Consider the following 16,146-nt stretch of genomic DNA (forward strand, 5'->3'; position numbering starts at 1 on the left):
CCGAGCTGCCGCCTCACGCGATCTTCAGCGTGAGCTCGCTCGTCTCCGTCTCCGCAAAGCCCGCCTGCAGCACCTCCTCGCGCTTGTGGCGCAGATGCGCACGCAGGATGTGGGAGAGGCCGGCGCCGTCGCGGCGCTCGAGCGCGTTCAGGATCGCCTCGTGCTCTTTCACGGCGAGCGCCCAGCGCTGCGGCGTCATCGGCGTGACGTAGCGGGCGCGGCGGATGCGCGCGGTGACGGAGGCGTACAGCGCTGACAGCGCGGGGTTGCCGGCCGCGTTGACGATTCCCTCGTGAATGGCGCGGTTGCCGCGATAATACTGGATCAGATCGCCTTCGCGATAATGCTGCACCATCGCGGCGTGGGCCGCCGCGATGTCAGCGATGCCAGCGTCGCTGATGCGCTCGCAGGCGAGCTCGCCCGCCAGCGCTTCGAGGCCCTGGCAGACCTCGAACAGGTCGCGCATGTCCTTGTCGGTCAGCTTTGCCGCACGCGAGCCGCGATGCGGCAGGAGCTGCACCAGGCCCTCGGCGGCCAGCACCTTGAGCGCCTCGCGCAGCGGTGTGCGTGAAATCTCGAGCCGTTCGCACAGCTCGCGCTCTGGGATTCGCGCGCCCGGCGGGATTTCGCCGTCGAGCAGAATGTCGCGGATGCGGCCGACGACCTCCTCATGCAGCATGGGCGCCCTCAAATTTGAATGCAAAATAGCGACAGTAGACGAAAGTTAGGTAATTATATCTTGAAAATTGCGCATTTTGCATTCAAAAATGCAAAAAACAATCGGGGGATCGCGGAAATGGACCAGGCCGTAGCGGCGGACGACCTCGTGTTTGAATGCAAGGATGGGATCGGGCGGATCACCTTCAACCGTCCGCAGGCGCGGAACGCTTTCACCTTCGCCATGTATGAGCGCCTCGCCGCCATTTGCGAGTTGGCCAATGACGACAGGTCCATCAAGGTGCTGGTGCTTCGCGGGGCCGGCGACAAGGCCTTCGCCTCGGGCACCGACATCAACCAGTTCCGCGAATTCAAGACGCCGCAGGACGCCATCGACTACGAGAACCGCATCGATCGGGTGCTGACCACGCTCGAGCAATGCCGCGTGCCGACCATCGCCGCGATCAACGGCTTCTGCACCGGCGGCGGCGCGGGTATCGCCGCGGCCTGCGACCTGCGCATCGGGACCCGCAGTACCAAGATCGGCTTTCCCATCGCGCGGACGCTCGGCAATTGCCTGTCGATGTCCAATGTCAGCCGTCTCACCGCGCTGATCGGTGCAGCCCGGGTCAAGGATCTGATCTTCACCGCGCGCCTCGTCGACGCCGCGGAAGCGGCGAGCGTAGGGCTGCTGGGCGAGGTCGTCGAGGACCTCGCCGCGCTCGATAACCGCGCGGACGAGGTCGCGCGCCTCGTTGCCAGCCATGCGCCGCTGACGCTGAATGCGACCAAGCAGGCGGTCGCCCGCCTGCAGCGGCGGCTGACCCGGGACGAGGGCGAAGACCTCATCCTGATGTGCTACACGAGCCAGGATTTTCGCGAAGGGCTCGATGCTTTCCTCAGCAAGCGCGCCCCGCAGTGGCGCGGTCAATAGGACGCCCCGATGCCAAGCGATCAATCGCAATCCACCTCAAATCGTGCAGGTCCGCTCGCCGGCCTCAAGGTCATCGACCTCACCCATGTCATGGCGGGGCCGACCTGCACCCTGATGCTCGCCGACATGGGCGCCGACGTCATCAAGATCGAGAAATCGCCTGGCGGCGACGACACCCGCCATTCGGTCCCGCCGAAGATCGGCGACGAGGCCGCCTCGTTCCTGATGATGAACCGCAACAAGCGCGGCATCGTGCTGGATCTGAAGACCGAGGGCGGCAAGGAGGTGCTGCGGCGGCTGATCGCTGGTGCCGACGTGCTGGTCGAGAATTTCGCGCCGGGCGCCATGGAACGCCTAGGGTTTGGCTACGAGGAGCTGCACAAGAAATTCCCGGCGCTGATCTATTGCTCGCTATCGGGCTTCGGCCGCACCGGCCCATACAAGCACCGCCGCGGTTTTGACCTCGTCGCGCAGGCCATGAGCGGCATCATGAGCTTCACGGGCGAGCGTCCTGATGGCCCGCCGGTGAAATGCGGCCCGCCGCTGTCTGACATCACCGCAGGCTTGCTTGCGAGCATGGGCATCCTCGCCGCCTACACCCATCGCCTCAAGACTGGCGAAGGGCAGTGGGTCGAGACCTCGCTTTACGAGGCGGCGCTGGTGCAGACCTATTGGCAATCCACCATCGCACTCGCCGCCGGCACCGCGCCGCGTGCGATGGGCTCGGCGCATCCGCTCAATGCGCCGTACCAGGCCTTCGAGGCCTCTGACGGCTGGCTCGTGGTCGGCGGCGCCAACAAGAAACACTGGCTGCTGATGCTGGAGGCGCTTGGCGCCAGCGAGCTTGCGGCCGATCCGCGCTTTGTCACAGGCGCCGATCGCATGGCGAATCTGAAGGAGCTCGAAGTCGTCCTGAGCGAGCGCTTCCGCACCCGGACGCGCGCGCATTGGCTCGCAGCGCTCGACGAGAAGGGCGTGCCCTGCGGTCCCGTCCACGACATGCTGGAGGCGCTGAGCGATCCGCAGACGCTGGCGCGCAAGATGGTCGTCGAGGTCGAGCATTCCACCCTCGGCCCGGTCAAGACCATCGGCCTGCCTGTCAAATTCTCGGAGACACCGGGCAAGGTCGCATCAGGCGCGCCCGTCTATGGCGAGCATACGCGCGAGGTGCTGGCCGAGCACGGGTTCGACAGGGCGCAAATCGAAGCGCTGGAGCAAGAAGGCGCGATTGTTTCGGCAGCAAGGGAGCGCAGGGAACGCGTCGCCTGAGCGGACGTCGAGACGACTGATCTAACAAAACAGAAAAAATCAGTTGGAGGAAATCATGCGTGGGATGTCTCTCTTGTTGTCTGTCGGTGCAGCCGTGCTCGCAGGCAGCGCGCCGGCGTATGCTGCCTGGCAGCCACAGAAGCCGATCGAGTTCGTCGCGACCGCAGGCCCCGGCGGCGGCACCGACAATCTCGCCCGCGCGGTGCAGAACATCATCACCAAGTACAAGCTGACCGAGCAGCCGATCGTCGTCGTCAACAAGGGCGGCGGCAGCGGCGCGGAAGGCTATGTCTACGGCAAGGCTTCCGCCGGCGATCCCTACAAGGTGATCTTCGGCACCTCGAACGCCTGGCAGCAGCCGCTCGTTTCCAAGGTCGCCTTCAACTACACCGATCTCACCCCGATCGCGGCGATGGCGCAGGACGAGTTCCTGCTCTGGGTCAAGCAGGACGCGCCCTACAAGACCGCGGGCGACTACCTGAAAGCGGCCGCATCAGGCGAGTTCAAGATGGGCGGCGCGCAGTCCAAGGACACCGACGAGGTGCTGACCCGCATGATCGAGAAGGTCGGCCACGTCAAGCTGACCTACATCCCCTTCAAGAGCGGCGCCGAGGCGGCCGTGCAGCTCGCCGGCGGGCATCTCGATTCCCACGTCAACAATCCCAGTGAAAGCCTCGGGCAGTGGCGCGGCGGCACGCAGCGCCCGCTCTGCGTGTTCAGCCCGAAGCACCTGCCGCAAGGTCCAAAGATCACGGCAACCGAGGGCTGGAGCGACGTTCCGACCTGCGTCGAGCAGGGCCTCGACATCAAGCAATACGAGCAGCCGCGCACGGTCTGGCTGCCCGGCAAGGTCTCGCCCGAGCAGGCCGCCTACTATGTCGACCTCATGAAGAAGGTGCAGGCGACACCGGAATGGAAGGACTACATCGAGAAGACCTCCCAGGTGGACACGTTCCTGACCGGCGCCGAGTTCGACAAGTTCATCAAGGAGGATCTCGATCACGTCAGGCAGGTCGCAAGCGAGCAGGGCTGGCTGGTCAAGTGAGGCAGCACGGGCCTCAATGCTCGCCGTCGTCCCGGCGAAGGTCGGGACCCATACCGCGTGATCTCTCGATGGTCGGCAGTCGTCGTACCGAGGCAGGTTTAATTTCGGGTCTTCGCCAAACTTCTCCCTGGGGTTATGGGTCCCGACCTTCGCCGGGACGACACCAGACGCGGGGATCTTGCGTGCGTGATAACCGGCCACTGAATGTGGCCCGTGACCGGAGCCTCTCATGATCTCGCGCCGCGCCCTCGAACTTGCGACTGCAATCCTCACCGGCAGCTTCGGTGTCGCGGTCGTCGTCCAGAGCCTGGACAACGGCATCGGCTGGTCGAGCGCGGGCGTCGAGGCAGGCACGTTTCCGTTCCTGACCGGCGTCATCATCGTCGCCGGAAGCCTCTACAATCTGGTCCGTGGCGTCGTGCCGACCGCCTCGCTGGCGAACGTTCCCGTCGCTATCACGTCGATTGAACTGCGGCGGCTGGCGGGCCTGTTTGTGCCGGCTGCGATCTTCGTCGCGGCGATTCCGCTACTGGGGATGTATGTCGCCTCCGCAGCTTACGTCTTCGCCGTGCTCGCGATCCCCCGGCATCAATCCCTGCTGCATTCAGCGGTGACGGCGGCGGCAACGGCGCTCGCGCTCTATGTGGTGTTCGAGCGCATGTTCCAGGTCAGCCTGCCGCACGGCGCGCTCGCCGCAGCCCTCGGCTTCTGAGGGAGAGCGCGATGGACAACCTCTCGGAACTCCTGCACGGCTTCACCATCGCGGTCACCGTGCCGCATCTGGCCTTGATGGCGACAGGCGTGCTGCTCGGCATTCTCGTCGGCGTGTTGCCGGGGTTGGGCGCACCGAACGGGGTGTCGCTGTTGCTGCCGCTGACCTTCGGCATGCAGCCGGTATCGGCGATCATCCTGCTTTCCAGCATGTATTGGGGCGCGCTGTTCGGCGGCTCGGTGACGTCGATCCTGTTCAACATTCCGGGCGAGCCGTCCTCGGTCGCGACCACCTTCGACGGCTATCCGATGGCGCGCGACGGAAGGCCGACCACGGCGCTTGCCACCGCCTTCGGCTCGGCCGCGTTCGGCGCGCTTGTCGGCGTCATCCTGATCACCTTCCTGGCGTCCTGGGTGGCGCAGGTCGCGCTGGCCTTCGGCCCGCCCGAGTATTTCGCGGTCTATTTCCTGGCCTTCGCGAGCTTTGTCGGCATGGGCGGTGCGGCGCCGATCAAGACCGTGGTGGCGCTCGCGATCGGCTTTGCCATCGCGGCGATCGGCATCGATACCGTCTCCGGCAGCGTCCGCCTCACCATGGGGATCGACGAGCTGGTCAAGGGCGTCAATTTCGTCGTCGCTGTCATGGGCCTGTTCGGCATCGGCGAGCTGCTGGTTGCGGTCGAGGAGGAGTTTCACGCCCGTGCCGTGTCGTCGAAGATCGACTGGCGCGAGGTGTTCCGCGCGGTCGGCCGCCTGCCGCGCCATGGCGTTGCGCTGCTGCGAAGCGCGGCGATCGGTTGCTGGATGGGGATCACGCCGGGCGGCCCGACCGCGGCGTCCTTCATGAGCTATGGCATCGCGCGCCGCTTTTCGCGCCGCGGCCGCTATTTCGGCACGGGTGAGGTCGAAGGCATCATCTCACCGGAGACGGCCGATCACGCTGCCGGGACCAGCGCATTGCTGCCGATGCTCTCGCTCGGCATTCCCGGCTCCGCGACCGCTGCCGTCATGATGGGCGGGCTGATGATCTGGGGCCTCAATCCCGGACCGATGCTGTTCGTCGACCAGAAAGACTTCGTCTGGGGCCTGATCGCCTCGATGTATGTGGGCAATATCGTCGCGGTCGCGCTGGTGCTGCTGACCGTTCCTGTCTTCGCCGCCCTGATGCGGATTCCCTTCGTGGTCATCGCACCGCTGATCGTGATCATCTGCGTCGTCGGCGCCTATTCGGTCTCGAACTCCTATCTCGACGTCGTCATAATGCTCGGCTTCGGCATCGTCGGCTATCTCTTCAAGAAGCTGTTCTATCCGCTGGCGCCGCTGGTGCTCGCGATCGTGATCGGCGACAAGGCCGAGGATGCGTTCCGGCAATCGATGCTGATGTCGAAAGGATCGCTCGGCATCTTCTTTGCCAACAAATTGGTGACGTGCCTCGTGGTCGCTGGAATCGCGCTGCTGCTGCTTCCGCTGGTGTTGCAGCTGGCGCGCCCCTTCCGCAAGAACGCCGCGCCGGCCACCGAGACGCCAGCCCAGGAAAAGGTGATCATATGACCGCAAAGCCGCTCATTGCGCTGGCGATGGGAGACCCCGCCGGCATCAGCCCCGAGCTGACCGCAAAGCTTGTGGCGCTCGACGAGATCCGTGCGCGGTGCCGCCTGGTCGTGATCGGCGACCGCCGTATTTTCGGCGAGGGAGCACGTGTCGCCGGCGTCGCGCCGGGACTGACGAGGGTGGAGCAGGGCGCCGACTTCCACGCAGCGCAGGGCGATGCGCTGTTCCTCGATCTCGGCCATCTCGATCCCAGGGACGTCGAACCGAAGACTGCAAGCCTCGCCGGCGGCAAGTTCGCCCTGACGAACTATGGGAACGCGCTCGAGCTCGCACGCGACCGGCGCGTCGATGCCGTCTGCTTCACGCCTTTCAACAAGCAGGCGATGCGCCTGGCGCGCGCCGACTATGACGATGAGATTGCATTTTCCGCGGAGGTCGCGGGACTGAGGACGCCGGCCAGTGAGTTCAACGTGCTCGGAGAACTCTGGAACGCGCGGGTGACCTCGCACATTCCGCTGCGGGACGTCGCTGCAAAACTGTCCGGCGAGCGCATCCAGCGCGCGCTCATGCTGACCGATGCCTGCATGCGCAAAGCGGGCTTTGCGCGGCCTCGCATTGCGGTGGCAGGCCTCAATCCCCACGCCGGTGATGGTGGCAATTTCGGCCGCGAGGAGATCGACGTCATCGCTCCCGTCGTCGAAGCTGGCAAGCGAGACGGCATTGCCGTGGACGGCCCGTTTCCCGCCGACACCGTGTTCCTGCGCGCCAAGGCCGGTGCCTTCGATGCGGTGCTGACCATGTATCACGACCAGGGGCAGATTGCGATGAAGCTGATGGGGTTCGATCGCGGCGTCACCTTGCTCGGTGGCTTCCCGTTCCCGATCTGCACGCCGGCGCACGGCACCGCCTACGATATCGCAGGGCAAGGGATCGCTTCGATTGGCGCCAGTCGCGCTGCGGTGCTGCTCGCGGCGGAGATGGCCGCGCGGCGCGCCGTCTGGTAGTCGGCTGCCTTTCGCCCATCAGGAAAAACCGGAAACTTCCAGCGCCGAGCCGCGTTGCCAACGCGACGAACCTGCCCACGTCGGAGCTGGACCATGGTCGAGGCGAGGCCGCTGCGCGCGGCCGTGCAGATCGCATTTGCGGCCACTCTGCTGGCCCTGGCGGCGACGCCGACGCGCGCCGCCGGGATGGATCCCACCGCCATTGCCTCCGCTCAGCCTTCGAAGAAGACCCTCTCGAACGACAAGCCGAGCCCGGCAGGCGTGCGGCTCCAGGTTCTGCTCGACCGGGCCCACTTCTCGCCCGGTGAGATTGACGGCAAGTTCGGAGAGAACGCCAGGAAGGCGCTGCGCGCCTACGCGGAAGCGCGGCAATTGCCTGCGTCGGATGAACTGACGGATGATGTCTGGAAGGCTCTGCAGGCAGACGATCGGCCGCCGACGACCACCTACACCATTACTGACAAGGACGTCGCGGGACCCTTCCTGCGCAAGCTTCCCGCCAAGATGGAAGACATGAAAGACATTCCGAAGCTGGGCTACACCAGCCCACGCGAGGAATTGGCCGAGAAGTTTCACATGAGCGAGCAGCTGCTGGCGATGCTGAACCCCGGCCGCCATTTCGACCACGCCGGCGAAACCATTGCCGTCGTCGATACCAGTGACGGGGCGGGCGTCGCACCTGCCAAGGCCGACAGGGTGGAGATCGACAAGGTCAGGCAAACCGTCAAACTGTTCGACAAGGCGAATGCGCTGATCGGATTCTACCCCGCGAGCGTCGGCAGCGAAGAAAAGCCGTCGCCTTCCGGCACGCTGAAGGTCACCGAGATCGATCCAAACCCCACCTACCGCTACAATCCCGCCTATCATTTCAAGGGCGTGCATGCTCGCAAACCCTTCAAGATCGGGCCCGGCCCGAACAATCCGGTCGGCACGATGTGGATCAATTTGTCCGCCGACGGCTACGGCATCCATGGCACGCCGTCGCCGCAAAACATCTCCAAGGGACAGTCGCACGGCTGCGTGCGGCTGACCAATTGGGACGCTGAACGCGTCGCAGCCAGCGTCGCGAAAGGTACGCCTGTCGTATTCGGGGAGGGCGGCGCATGACGGGGGCGGGGCGTAAAATCCTTGAGAAAACAGCCCACCCGCTACTGTGCATGGGGTTGTTTTCGCCCTCTGGGGAGTGGCCCCGGCGTTACGCGCCGCAGACGATCACCCCGTACCAGCCGAGCCCGCGATAGGTCTCGTAGCCCGGCGTCGCATGGAAGGCGATCATCGTGCCCGTCCGGTCCTGGTAGAAGCCGGAGCGCTGGCCGTTGAGCGACAGCGAGATCCGCTCGCTGAGGATGCCCTGGCCGTCGGAGGCGGCGATGACGCGGAAATTCGAATCGACCAGCAGCACGCGCGCCTTGTCGCTGTCGCCGACGCGCACGCCCTGCACGATGGCGCGCGCCTGCGGCTCCCAGTCGAAATGGATGGCGAGCACGCCGATCGGCGCGCCGTTGGCCTGGCCGCCGGCGCGGACGCTGGCGCAATAGGTCGCAACCTGGGCGTTGCCTAGCAGTGCCTGGTTCTCGATGTCACCGGCGACGTAGTCGTCGCCGGAGCGCAAGCTCTTCGCCTCGCGAAACCATTTGGTGTGGGCGACGTTCTGGCCGACGACGCGAAAGCGGTCGGCGCGGCCGTTGGCGATCACGTTGCCGTCGAGATCGCAGAGCCAGAGGTCGAGATAGACGGTGTAGGCCCCGAGGATGACGCCGAGCCGCTGCGAGGCATAGCTGACCGCCGCCGGCGCCGGCGAGGCGGCGCAGTCCACCACGGCGGAATCGGTCGCCCACCAGCGCACGTCGCAGGTGCGCTCATAGAGATTGCGGTCGATCAGCTCCACGGCATTCAGCGACAGATCCATCATGCGCTCGCCACGCGAGCGCTGGCTCATGCGCTCGATCGAGGAGACGAGGTCACCGGTCCGTTTGGTCAGCTGGGTCTCGAGCTCGCGGGCGATGGTCTCGACCTGCTGGCCGACGCCGCGCACCTCCTGGGCCACCACCGCGAAGCCCGCACCTTGTGCCCCCGCGCGGGAACTCTCGATCAGCGCGTTCAGCGCCAGCATCTTCATCTGGTTGGTGATCTGCTGGATCGACTTGGTCTTGTCGACCGCGATCTGGTTGACCTCCGCGGTCAGGCGATTGATCAGCGCGGAGATGTCGGAATCGTCATCGGTGGGGTCGGTGGTATCAGGCTTGGTTTCCAGACCCAGCGCAGCAGACATCGGGGGCTTCCCTTGGCAATGAGGCCTGATCTGCAATGAACCCGGAACAATGCATACAGATCGAATAAGACTCTTTTTCGAAGATTCCGCCTAACGCCTGCTTAATTTGCTGTTTTGCGGAATGCCTAAATGATAGCCAGTCGGCAGGGCATGTCAGCAATCCACCGCTTTGTGGGCCGCTGACATTGCAAATGGCCGTGGATTGCCGCCGAATCCCCCGGTCGGACGCGGCCAATCCGCCGCCGACTATGCTCGGCCCACTCGAACCCCCCGCATCATGACGCCGCCCGCCACCGCCTTACCCGTCGAAATGCCCCAGGCGTTCCTGGGCGTGGCGCGTTCGCTCACCGACAAGCTCTGGCGGAGCCGGCTTGATGCCCGCGGTGCCGCCACGGCGCTCGCCATTGTGCAACGCCACCAGCTGCCGGAATTGCTGGCGCGGGTGCTGGCCGGCCGCGGCGTCGATATCGACGCCGTGCCCGACTTCCTCGATCCGACCATCCGGAAGCTGATGCCCGATCCGTTCACGGTGACGGAGATGGAAGCCGCCGCCAAGCGCATCGCGGATGCGGCGGAGAAGGGCGAACAGGTTGCGATCTTCGGCGACTACGATGTCGACGGCGCGACCTCGGCAGCGCTGCTGGCCTGGCACTTGCGCCATTGCGGGCTCGATCCGCTGATCCATATTCCCGACCGCATCTTCGAGGGCTATGGCCCCAACGTCGAAGCCGTGCGCGGACTTTCGGCCAAGGGCGCCACGCTGCTCGTCACCGTCGATTGCGGCACCACCAGCATCGAGCCGCTGGCGGAGGCGAAACGGCTCGGCCAGTCCGTGGTCGTGATCGACCATCACCAGGCCGGCGATGTGCTCCCCGAGGTCGATGCGCTGGTCAATCCGAACCGGCTCGACGATCTCTCGGGCCTCGGCCACCTTGCGGCCGTCGGCCTCGTGCTGGTGACGCTGGTCGCGGTCAACAGGGAGCTGCGCCAGCGCGGGTTCTGGAGCGCGGAGATGCCCGAGCCCGATCTGCTCGGCATGCTGCATCACGTCGCGCTCGGCACGGTCGCGGACGTCGCGCCATTGATCGGCCTGAACCGTGCCTTCGTCGCGAAAGGGCTTATCGCGATGCGGCGGCGCGACCATGTCGGCCACACCGCGCTGATGGACGTGGCGCGGCTCAATGGCCCGCCGGAGGCCTGGCATCTCGGATTCATGCTGGGCCCGCGCGTCAACGCCGGCGGCCGCATCGGCCGCGCCGATCTCGGCGTGCGGCTCTTGCTGGAAGGCGACAGCGTCGAGGCCGCGCGGATCGCTGCCGAGCTCGATCGCCTCAACAGCGAGCGCCGTGTGATCGAGCAGGCGGCCGAAGCGCAGGCCGAAGCCGAGGCGCTGGCCTCGATCGGTCTCGAGGACAAGCTCAGCGTCATCGTCACCGCGTCCGAAGGCTGGCATCCCGGCGTGGTCGGCCTCGTCGCCTCCCGCCTGAAGGAGAAGTTTTCGCGGCCGGCTTTCGCGATTGCGCTCGAGCCCGGCGGCATCGGCACCGGCTCGGGCCGCTCGATCGCCGGCGTCGATCTCGGCAAGGCGGTGCGGCAGGCGGTCGCTGATGGCGTTCTGCTCAAGGGCGGCGGCCATGCCATGGCGGCGGGCGTTACGCTGCGGAAGGAGAAGCTCGCCGAATTCCGCGCGTATCTGGAGAACGCGCTGGCACAGGACGTCGCCGAGGCGCGCCACGTCAACGAACTTTATATCGACGGCGCGGTCTCGGCGCGCGCGGTGACGACGGAGCTTGCGACCACGCTCAATCGCGCAGGGCCCTTCGGCAGCGGCAATCCGGAGCCCGTGCTGGCGCTGCCGGCACATCAGCTGGTGTTTGCCGACGAGGTCGGGCAGGCGCATTTGCGCCTGCGCTTCAAGTCCGGCGACGGCGCCATCGTCAACGGCATCGCGTTCCGTTCGGTCGGGCAAAAGCTCGGCAATGCGCTTCTCGCCAATCGCGGCCAGCAACTCCATGTCGCGGGATCGCTGTCGGTCGATCGCTACCAGGGCGCCGAGCGCGTGCAGTTTCGGGTCATCGATATCGCACTTCCGGATCAGGGGCCTTCCGTGATTAGGTAGCGCATGATCCGGAAAAGTGCGCAGCGGTTTTCCGACAAGATCATGCGCAAAAGAATCGTCTCAGACAAGAAACTCAAACAACAAAAAGAAAGGGAGTGAACATGGCAGGGCAGGTTGAGGGCAAGGTCGCACTGGTGACGGGCGGCGCCTCCGGAATTGGCGAGGCGATCGTCGAATTATTTGCGCGCGAAGGCGCGGCGGTCGTCATCACCGATATCGATGAGCTGCGCGGGCCCGAACTCGCCAAGCGCGTAACGAAGGCTGGCGGCAAGGCAATCTTTCTCGAGCAGGACGTCACCAGCGAGGAGCGCTGGATCGAGATCACAGCCGAGATCGCCAAGCGATACGGCCGCCTCGACATCCTGGTTTCCAACGCCGGCATCGGCATTGCCGTGCCTTCGATCGTCGACATGTCGCTCTCTGATTGGCGCAAGCAGAACGCGATCAATCTCGACGGCGTCTTTCTCTCGGTCAAGCATTGCCTGCCCTTGATGCGCCAGCATGGCGGCGGCTCGATCGTCATGATGTCCTCGCTCGCGGGACTGCGCGGCGCGCCGGGGCTCTCGGCCTATTCGGCGACCAAAGGCGGCGTGCGGCTGTTCGCGAAATCGATCGCGATGGAGTGCGCCGCGGCCGGCGACGGTATTCGCGTCAACTCCGTCCACCCAGGGATCATCGACACGCCGATCTGGGGCAAGATCCCGACCGGTGCTGCCGGCGCAGGCCAGAACGCGCCGATCGATCCAGAGGAGCGTGCCAAGGTCGCAACGCCGCTCGGCCGCGCCGGCCAGGCCGCGGAGATTGCCTCGGGCGTGTTGTATCTGGCCTCGGACGCCTCGCGCTATGTTACCGGCAGTGAGCTCGTCATCGATGGTGGCATGAATGCCGGCGGGGTGCCGCGGCGGGCGTGAGACGCGCAGGGCAGGGCGGCGGTCGCAGGGGCTGACGCGCGGGCGTGGGCCCTGTAGAACGCAGTCGTCTATTGCCCGAAAGAGGTCTCCTTCGCCATGGCGCACAGCCTTCACGCTTCCTCACCCGCACCGGTCCGCTCGAACCGGCCGGATCTTGCGACCGATGCGATCCGCACCGCGCGCGAGGACCTTGCCGCTTGCTTCCGCATGGCTGCACGCAACGGCTTCGAGGAGGGCATCTGCAACCATTTCTCGGCTGTCGTGCCTGGCCATGACGATCTCTTCCTGGTCAACCCCTACGGCTATGCCTTCCGCGAGCTGACGGCGTCAAAGCTCCTGATCTGCGATTTCCACGGCCATGTGCTCGACGGTGACGGTGAGCCCGAGGCGACGGCGTTCTACATCCACGCCGAGATGCACAAGCGCTTGCCGCGCGCCAAGGTCGCCTTCCACACCCACATGCCCTATGCCACCGCCTTGTCGATGACCGAGGGCGATCCGTTGATCTGGGCCGGCCAGACCGCGCTGAAATTTTACGGCCGCACGGCGGTCGACCGTGACTACAACGGCCTCGCGCTCGACAGCCGCGAGGGCGCGCGCATCGCGTCCGCCGTAGGTGACGCCGATATCATCTTCATGAAGCATCACGGCGTGATGGTGCTGGCGCCGACCATTGCGGAAGCCTGGGACGATCTCTATTACCTCGAACGCGCCGCCGAGGTGCAGGTGCTGGCGATGTCGACCGGGCGCAAGGTGCTGCCGGTCGATCCCGCGATTGCGGCCGCGACCTACAAGCAGATGCGCGAAGGCGATTCCGAATCCGCACGGCTCCATCTCGCTGCAATCCGTCGGCAGCTCGACGCCGAAGAGCCGCAGTACCGGCACTGAGGCCGTCTACGACTACAGTCCTTGCCGCAGCTTCGCCAGCACCTTCAGCCCGCCATACCCATCGGCGGGCGTGATGCCGGCACGCAGCTGAAAATCCTTGATCGCCTTCATCGTGTCGTTGCCGACGCGGCCGTCGGTGCCGCCGGTATCGAAACCGGCCTTGGTCAGCCGAGTCTGCATCTCCTGCACCTCGGCGAGCGTCAAGATGCGCTCAGACCCAGGGAAGGGCTGGATAAAGGGCGGCGCGCCCAGGCAACGATCGCCAAGATGGCAGATCGCCAGCGCATAGTTCATGGAAGGGTTGTAGCTCTTCACCGAGTAGAAGTTGGGCCCCAGCAGGAACGTTGGTCCGCCCGCAACAGGCGTCCACATCTGCGCGGAGGCACTCGGCTGTGGAAACGGCTGGCCATCGACGCGGGCGACGCCTGCCGCCTGCCACGCCGCATAGGTGCGGCTGCCGCTCATCTCGCTGGACGCCCGCACCTCATAGCCCCAATGCTCGCCGCGGCGCCACTTGCCGCGATTGACGAGATATTTTGCGGTCGATCCCAGCGCGTCGTCGGGCTTGCCGAACGGCGAGACTTTGCCGTCGCCGTCATAGTCGATGCCGACATTGAGCCAGACCTCCGGCATCCATTGCGAATTCCCCATCGCACCGGCCCATGAGCCACGCATTTCCTCGGGCGTGCTCCAGCCCTTGTCGACAATGCGCAGCGCATTGATCAGCTCGGCCTCCCAATAGGCCTTTCGCCGCGGCTCGTTCCAGGCCAGCGCGGCGAGCGAGGGAAACACCGGCGTCATGTGGTTCTGTTGCACCAGCGGATCACCGTAAGCGGATTCGACGCCCCACAGCGCCAGCAATGTGCCGCGCTCGACGCCGAAATCGCGCTCGATGCGCGCGAACAACGCTTCATTGTTCTTGAGCGCGATCTTGCCGTTGATGATGCGCCAATCGGAGACGCGGCGGTTGATGTATTGCCAGACCTGCTCGTGAAACTCCGGTTGGTTGCGCATCTGCTTGAACACGCTCATGTCGGGCTCGACCCGCGCCATCGCGCGCTGCCAGGTCGCGGGCGTAATGCCCTTCGCCATGGCGCGCGCGCGAAATTCTTCGCGCCATTCGTCGAAGCCCGGGGGCGAGGCAAGGACGTGCGCCGGAGTTGCGATCAGCGTGGCTGCGCCGAATGCGGATCTGAGCAGGGCGCGGCGGGCGATGCGAATGGTCGAGGAATCAGCTTGTTTCATGGCGCCATTGTAGCGGGAAACCGAGCTCCTGCGAGCCGGTTCCAGAACGCCGGGAATAGCGCGTTCCCCCGGAACAAAATGTCGCATTCCCGCATTCCTTTCGCACCACAATTGAGGAGGACATGATGAGGAAATATCTGTTTGCCGCCGCCATGGTGACGGCCATCGCGGCTCCTGCGTTCGCGGATGACGTCGGCGTTCACGTTGGGCCGGTCGGCGCAGGTGTGACGGTCGGCGAGTCCCACGAATATCGTGACCGCGATCGCGATCGTGATCGGACCACCGTCATCAAGGAGCGAGAGCCCGCCGATCGCACCACTGTCATCAAGAAGGAAGATGAGTTCGGCAACCGTAGCAAGACCGTGATTCATCACGACAACGATTGACGGCGCAGGGCCCCGGCCGATCGCCGGGGCCAACCTCTTCAACGAGACTTTGGGGTGGAATGAAGATACATGCGCATGCGGAAAGCCATATCGTCGAACTCGACGACGGATCGTGTTGGCAGATTTTCCCCGGCGATCTCGCGACGACACTGAGCTGGAAACCGGAAACAAACTTGCACCTGGAGCCGAGCAGCAGCCGCGTGAGTTCACATGTGCTGGTCAACGGCACCGATCATAGCCGCGTCCGCGTGATCGCCGCGGGCGAAAGCTGGTCCGACGGCGAAGTTAAGAAAGTGTTGAAAGGCGAGTAGGCCGCATCGGCGCCGGGGCGGGATATCCACATTTTTGAGCGCGTCGCTTTACGCTCGGTTTGCTTACGTCTGGGCAGAATGCGCCGATGCGCGAGCTGTTCGATATCATCCGAGCCAATCCCTGGCCGTTTGGCGCCGGGCTGCTCGTGGTGGTCCTGGGGATCATCGCAGAGAACTTTGGCCGCGGCATTCAGGGTGACGGCTCCGCGGGCGGCGACTTCTTCGATGCCAGCGGGTGCGATGGCGGCGACGGAGGAGGCGGCGATTAACTCTGCCTAGTCCTCTTGCAACTCCCTCGCGACATTGGCGAGCCAGCGGCGAATGCTTGCCTCCGCCTTGGCATCGAGGCCACTGGCCAGCCGCTTCTCCAACTCGATCACGCGTTCCCTGCAGGCCTTCAGCAGTGTCGATCCGCGCGGCGTCAGCGTCCATTGCTGGATGCGGCCGTGGACGGGATGCGGCGTCATCACGATCGCACCGTCGCGCTCGAGGTTGCGGATGATCACGCCGACGGTCTGCGGCGTCAGGAAGGTGAGGCGGGCAACGTCGGCCCCTGACAGTCCCGGATAGGCATTCAGCATGGTCAGTACGGCGAATTGCGGCGAGGTTACGCCGAGATCGGCCAGCGAGCGTTCCATCTTTAGCCGGACCGCGGCGTGGGCCTGACGCAGAAGATAGCCGAGATAGCCTTGCTCGCCTCGCTTGCCCTCGCCGGGGGCGGGGACGTGCACCGCAGCGCCCCCACTGGAGGCCCTCTGCGCCGGTTTCGATTTCGTGATGCCGGCCGGCTTGCGCATGATATAAGAGCCCTTATAATATGTAAGCGGTCTTATAATAGCACGA

General features: G+C 65.2%; 17 protein-coding genes. 13 read left to right on the forward strand and 4 right to left on the reverse strand.

Annotated features, from left to right (window positions below; all coding sequences use genetic code 11):
- Nucleotides 1-13: 13 nt before the first annotated feature.
- Nucleotides 14-679: a GntR family transcriptional regulator gene (locus G8O24_RS30340; RefSeq protein WP_188105805.1), complete on the reverse strand. Its 666-nt coding sequence runs from the start codon at nt 677-679 to the stop codon at nt 14-16.
- 117 nt (nt 680-796) lie between these two features.
- Between G8O24_RS30340 and G8O24_RS30345 the strand changes: the two genes are divergently transcribed.
- The 7 genes from G8O24_RS30345 to G8O24_RS30375 all read left to right on the forward strand — a co-directional run bounded on the left by G8O24_RS30345 (nt 797) and on the right by G8O24_RS30375 (nt 8,278).
- Complete coding sequence (locus tag G8O24_RS30345; RefSeq protein WP_188105863.1) at nt 797-1,591, forward strand: enoyl-CoA hydratase/isomerase family protein; 795 nt, start codon at nt 797-799, stop codon at nt 1,589-1,591.
- A 9-nt stretch (nt 1,592-1,600) separates the two neighbouring features.
- Complete coding sequence (locus tag G8O24_RS30350) at nt 1,601-2,860, forward strand: CaiB/BaiF CoA transferase family protein (protein WP_188105806.1); 1,260 nt, start codon at nt 1,601-1,603, stop codon at nt 2,858-2,860.
- A 55-nt stretch (nt 2,861-2,915) separates the two neighbouring features.
- Nucleotides 2,916-3,905, forward strand: a complete 990-nt coding sequence (locus G8O24_RS30355) for a Bug family tripartite tricarboxylate transporter substrate binding protein (protein WP_191093374.1) — start codon at nt 2,916-2,918, stop codon at nt 3,903-3,905.
- A 229-nt stretch (nt 3,906-4,134) separates the two neighbouring features.
- The gene (locus tag G8O24_RS30360; protein WP_188105807.1) at nt 4,135-4,617 is read left to right on the forward strand and encodes a tripartite tricarboxylate transporter TctB family protein; all 483 of its coding nucleotides are present in this window, start codon (nt 4,135-4,137) and stop codon (nt 4,615-4,617) included.
- An 11-nt stretch (nt 4,618-4,628) separates the two neighbouring features.
- Nucleotides 4,629-6,167, forward strand: a complete 1,539-nt coding sequence (locus tag G8O24_RS30365; RefSeq protein ID WP_188105809.1) for a tripartite tricarboxylate transporter permease — start codon at nt 4,629-4,631, stop codon at nt 6,165-6,167.
- On the forward strand, nt 6,164-7,171 hold the full coding sequence (locus tag G8O24_RS30370; protein WP_188105811.1) for a 4-hydroxythreonine-4-phosphate dehydrogenase PdxA: 1,008 nt from the start codon (nt 6,164-6,166) through the stop codon (nt 7,169-7,171). The genes G8O24_RS30365 and G8O24_RS30370 overlap by 4 nt, the downstream gene beginning before the upstream one ends.
- Nucleotides 7,172-7,264: 93 nt before the next feature.
- Complete coding sequence (locus G8O24_RS30375; protein WP_188105813.1) at nt 7,265-8,278, forward strand: L,D-transpeptidase family protein; 1,014 nt, start codon at nt 7,265-7,267, stop codon at nt 8,276-8,278.
- Nucleotides 8,279-8,366: 88 nt separating this feature from the next.
- Here the strand turns inward: G8O24_RS30375 and G8O24_RS30380 are convergent, their stop codons facing one another.
- The gene (locus G8O24_RS30380; RefSeq protein WP_188105815.1) at nt 8,367-9,443 is read right to left on the reverse strand and encodes a methyl-accepting chemotaxis protein; all 1,077 of its coding nucleotides are present in this window, start codon (nt 9,441-9,443) and stop codon (nt 8,367-8,369) included.
- A gap of 277 nt (nt 9,444-9,720) precedes the next feature.
- Between G8O24_RS30380 and recJ the strand changes: the two genes are divergently transcribed.
- The 3 genes from recJ to G8O24_RS30395 all read left to right on the forward strand — a co-directional run bounded on the left by recJ (nt 9,721) and on the right by G8O24_RS30395 (nt 13,361).
- The gene (recJ, locus tag G8O24_RS30385; RefSeq protein WP_188105818.1) at nt 9,721-11,562 is read left to right on the forward strand and encodes a single-stranded-DNA-specific exonuclease RecJ; all 1,842 of its coding nucleotides are present in this window, start codon (nt 9,721-9,723) and stop codon (nt 11,560-11,562) included.
- Between the two features lie 101 nt (nt 11,563-11,663).
- Nucleotides 11,664-12,473 carry an SDR family NAD(P)-dependent oxidoreductase gene (locus G8O24_RS30390; RefSeq protein WP_188105820.1) on the forward strand — a complete coding sequence of 270 codons (810 nt, stop codon included), beginning with the start codon at nt 11,664-11,666 and terminating at the stop codon, nt 12,471-12,473.
- Between the two features lie 96 nt (nt 12,474-12,569).
- Nucleotides 12,570-13,361 carry an aldolase gene (locus tag G8O24_RS30395; protein WP_188105821.1) on the forward strand — a complete coding sequence of 264 codons (792 nt, stop codon included), beginning with the start codon at nt 12,570-12,572 and terminating at the stop codon, nt 13,359-13,361.
- A gap of 12 nt (nt 13,362-13,373) precedes the next feature.
- On the opposite strand, the gene G8O24_RS30400 is transcribed toward G8O24_RS30395, so the two are convergent.
- A complete protein-coding gene (locus tag G8O24_RS30400; RefSeq protein ID WP_188105823.1) occupies nt 13,374-14,606 on the reverse strand; it encodes a lytic murein transglycosylase in 1,233 nt (410 codons plus the stop codon).
- A gap of 125 nt (nt 14,607-14,731) precedes the next feature.
- On the opposite strand from G8O24_RS30400, the gene G8O24_RS30405 reads away from it, so the two are divergent.
- The 3 genes from G8O24_RS30405 to G8O24_RS30415 all read left to right on the forward strand — a co-directional run bounded on the left by G8O24_RS30405 (nt 14,732) and on the right by G8O24_RS30415 (nt 15,572).
- Nucleotides 14,732-14,992 (forward strand): hypothetical protein, encoded by a 261-nt coding sequence (locus G8O24_RS30405; RefSeq protein WP_188105825.1) that lies wholly within the window; start codon nt 14,732-14,734, stop codon nt 14,990-14,992.
- Between the two features lie 59 nt (nt 14,993-15,051).
- Complete coding sequence (locus G8O24_RS30410; RefSeq protein ID WP_188105827.1) at nt 15,052-15,303, forward strand: hypothetical protein; 252 nt, start codon at nt 15,052-15,054, stop codon at nt 15,301-15,303.
- Between the two features lie 86 nt (nt 15,304-15,389).
- Nucleotides 15,390-15,572, forward strand: coding sequence for a hypothetical protein (locus G8O24_RS30415; protein WP_188105828.1), 183 nt, complete (start codon nt 15,390-15,392; stop codon nt 15,570-15,572).
- A gap of 6 nt (nt 15,573-15,578) precedes the next feature.
- Here G8O24_RS30415 and G8O24_RS30420 read toward each other — a convergent pair whose 3' ends face one another.
- Nucleotides 15,579-16,103: a MarR family winged helix-turn-helix transcriptional regulator gene (locus G8O24_RS30420; protein ID WP_188105867.1), complete on the reverse strand. Its 525-nt coding sequence runs from the start codon at nt 16,101-16,103 to the stop codon at nt 15,579-15,581.
- Between the last annotated feature and the right edge of the window lie 43 nt (nt 16,104-16,146).

Source organism: Bradyrhizobium campsiandrae (assembly GCF_014529705.1).
Taxonomy (GTDB): Bacteria; Pseudomonadota; Alphaproteobacteria; order Rhizobiales; family Xanthobacteraceae; genus Bradyrhizobium; species Bradyrhizobium campsiandrae.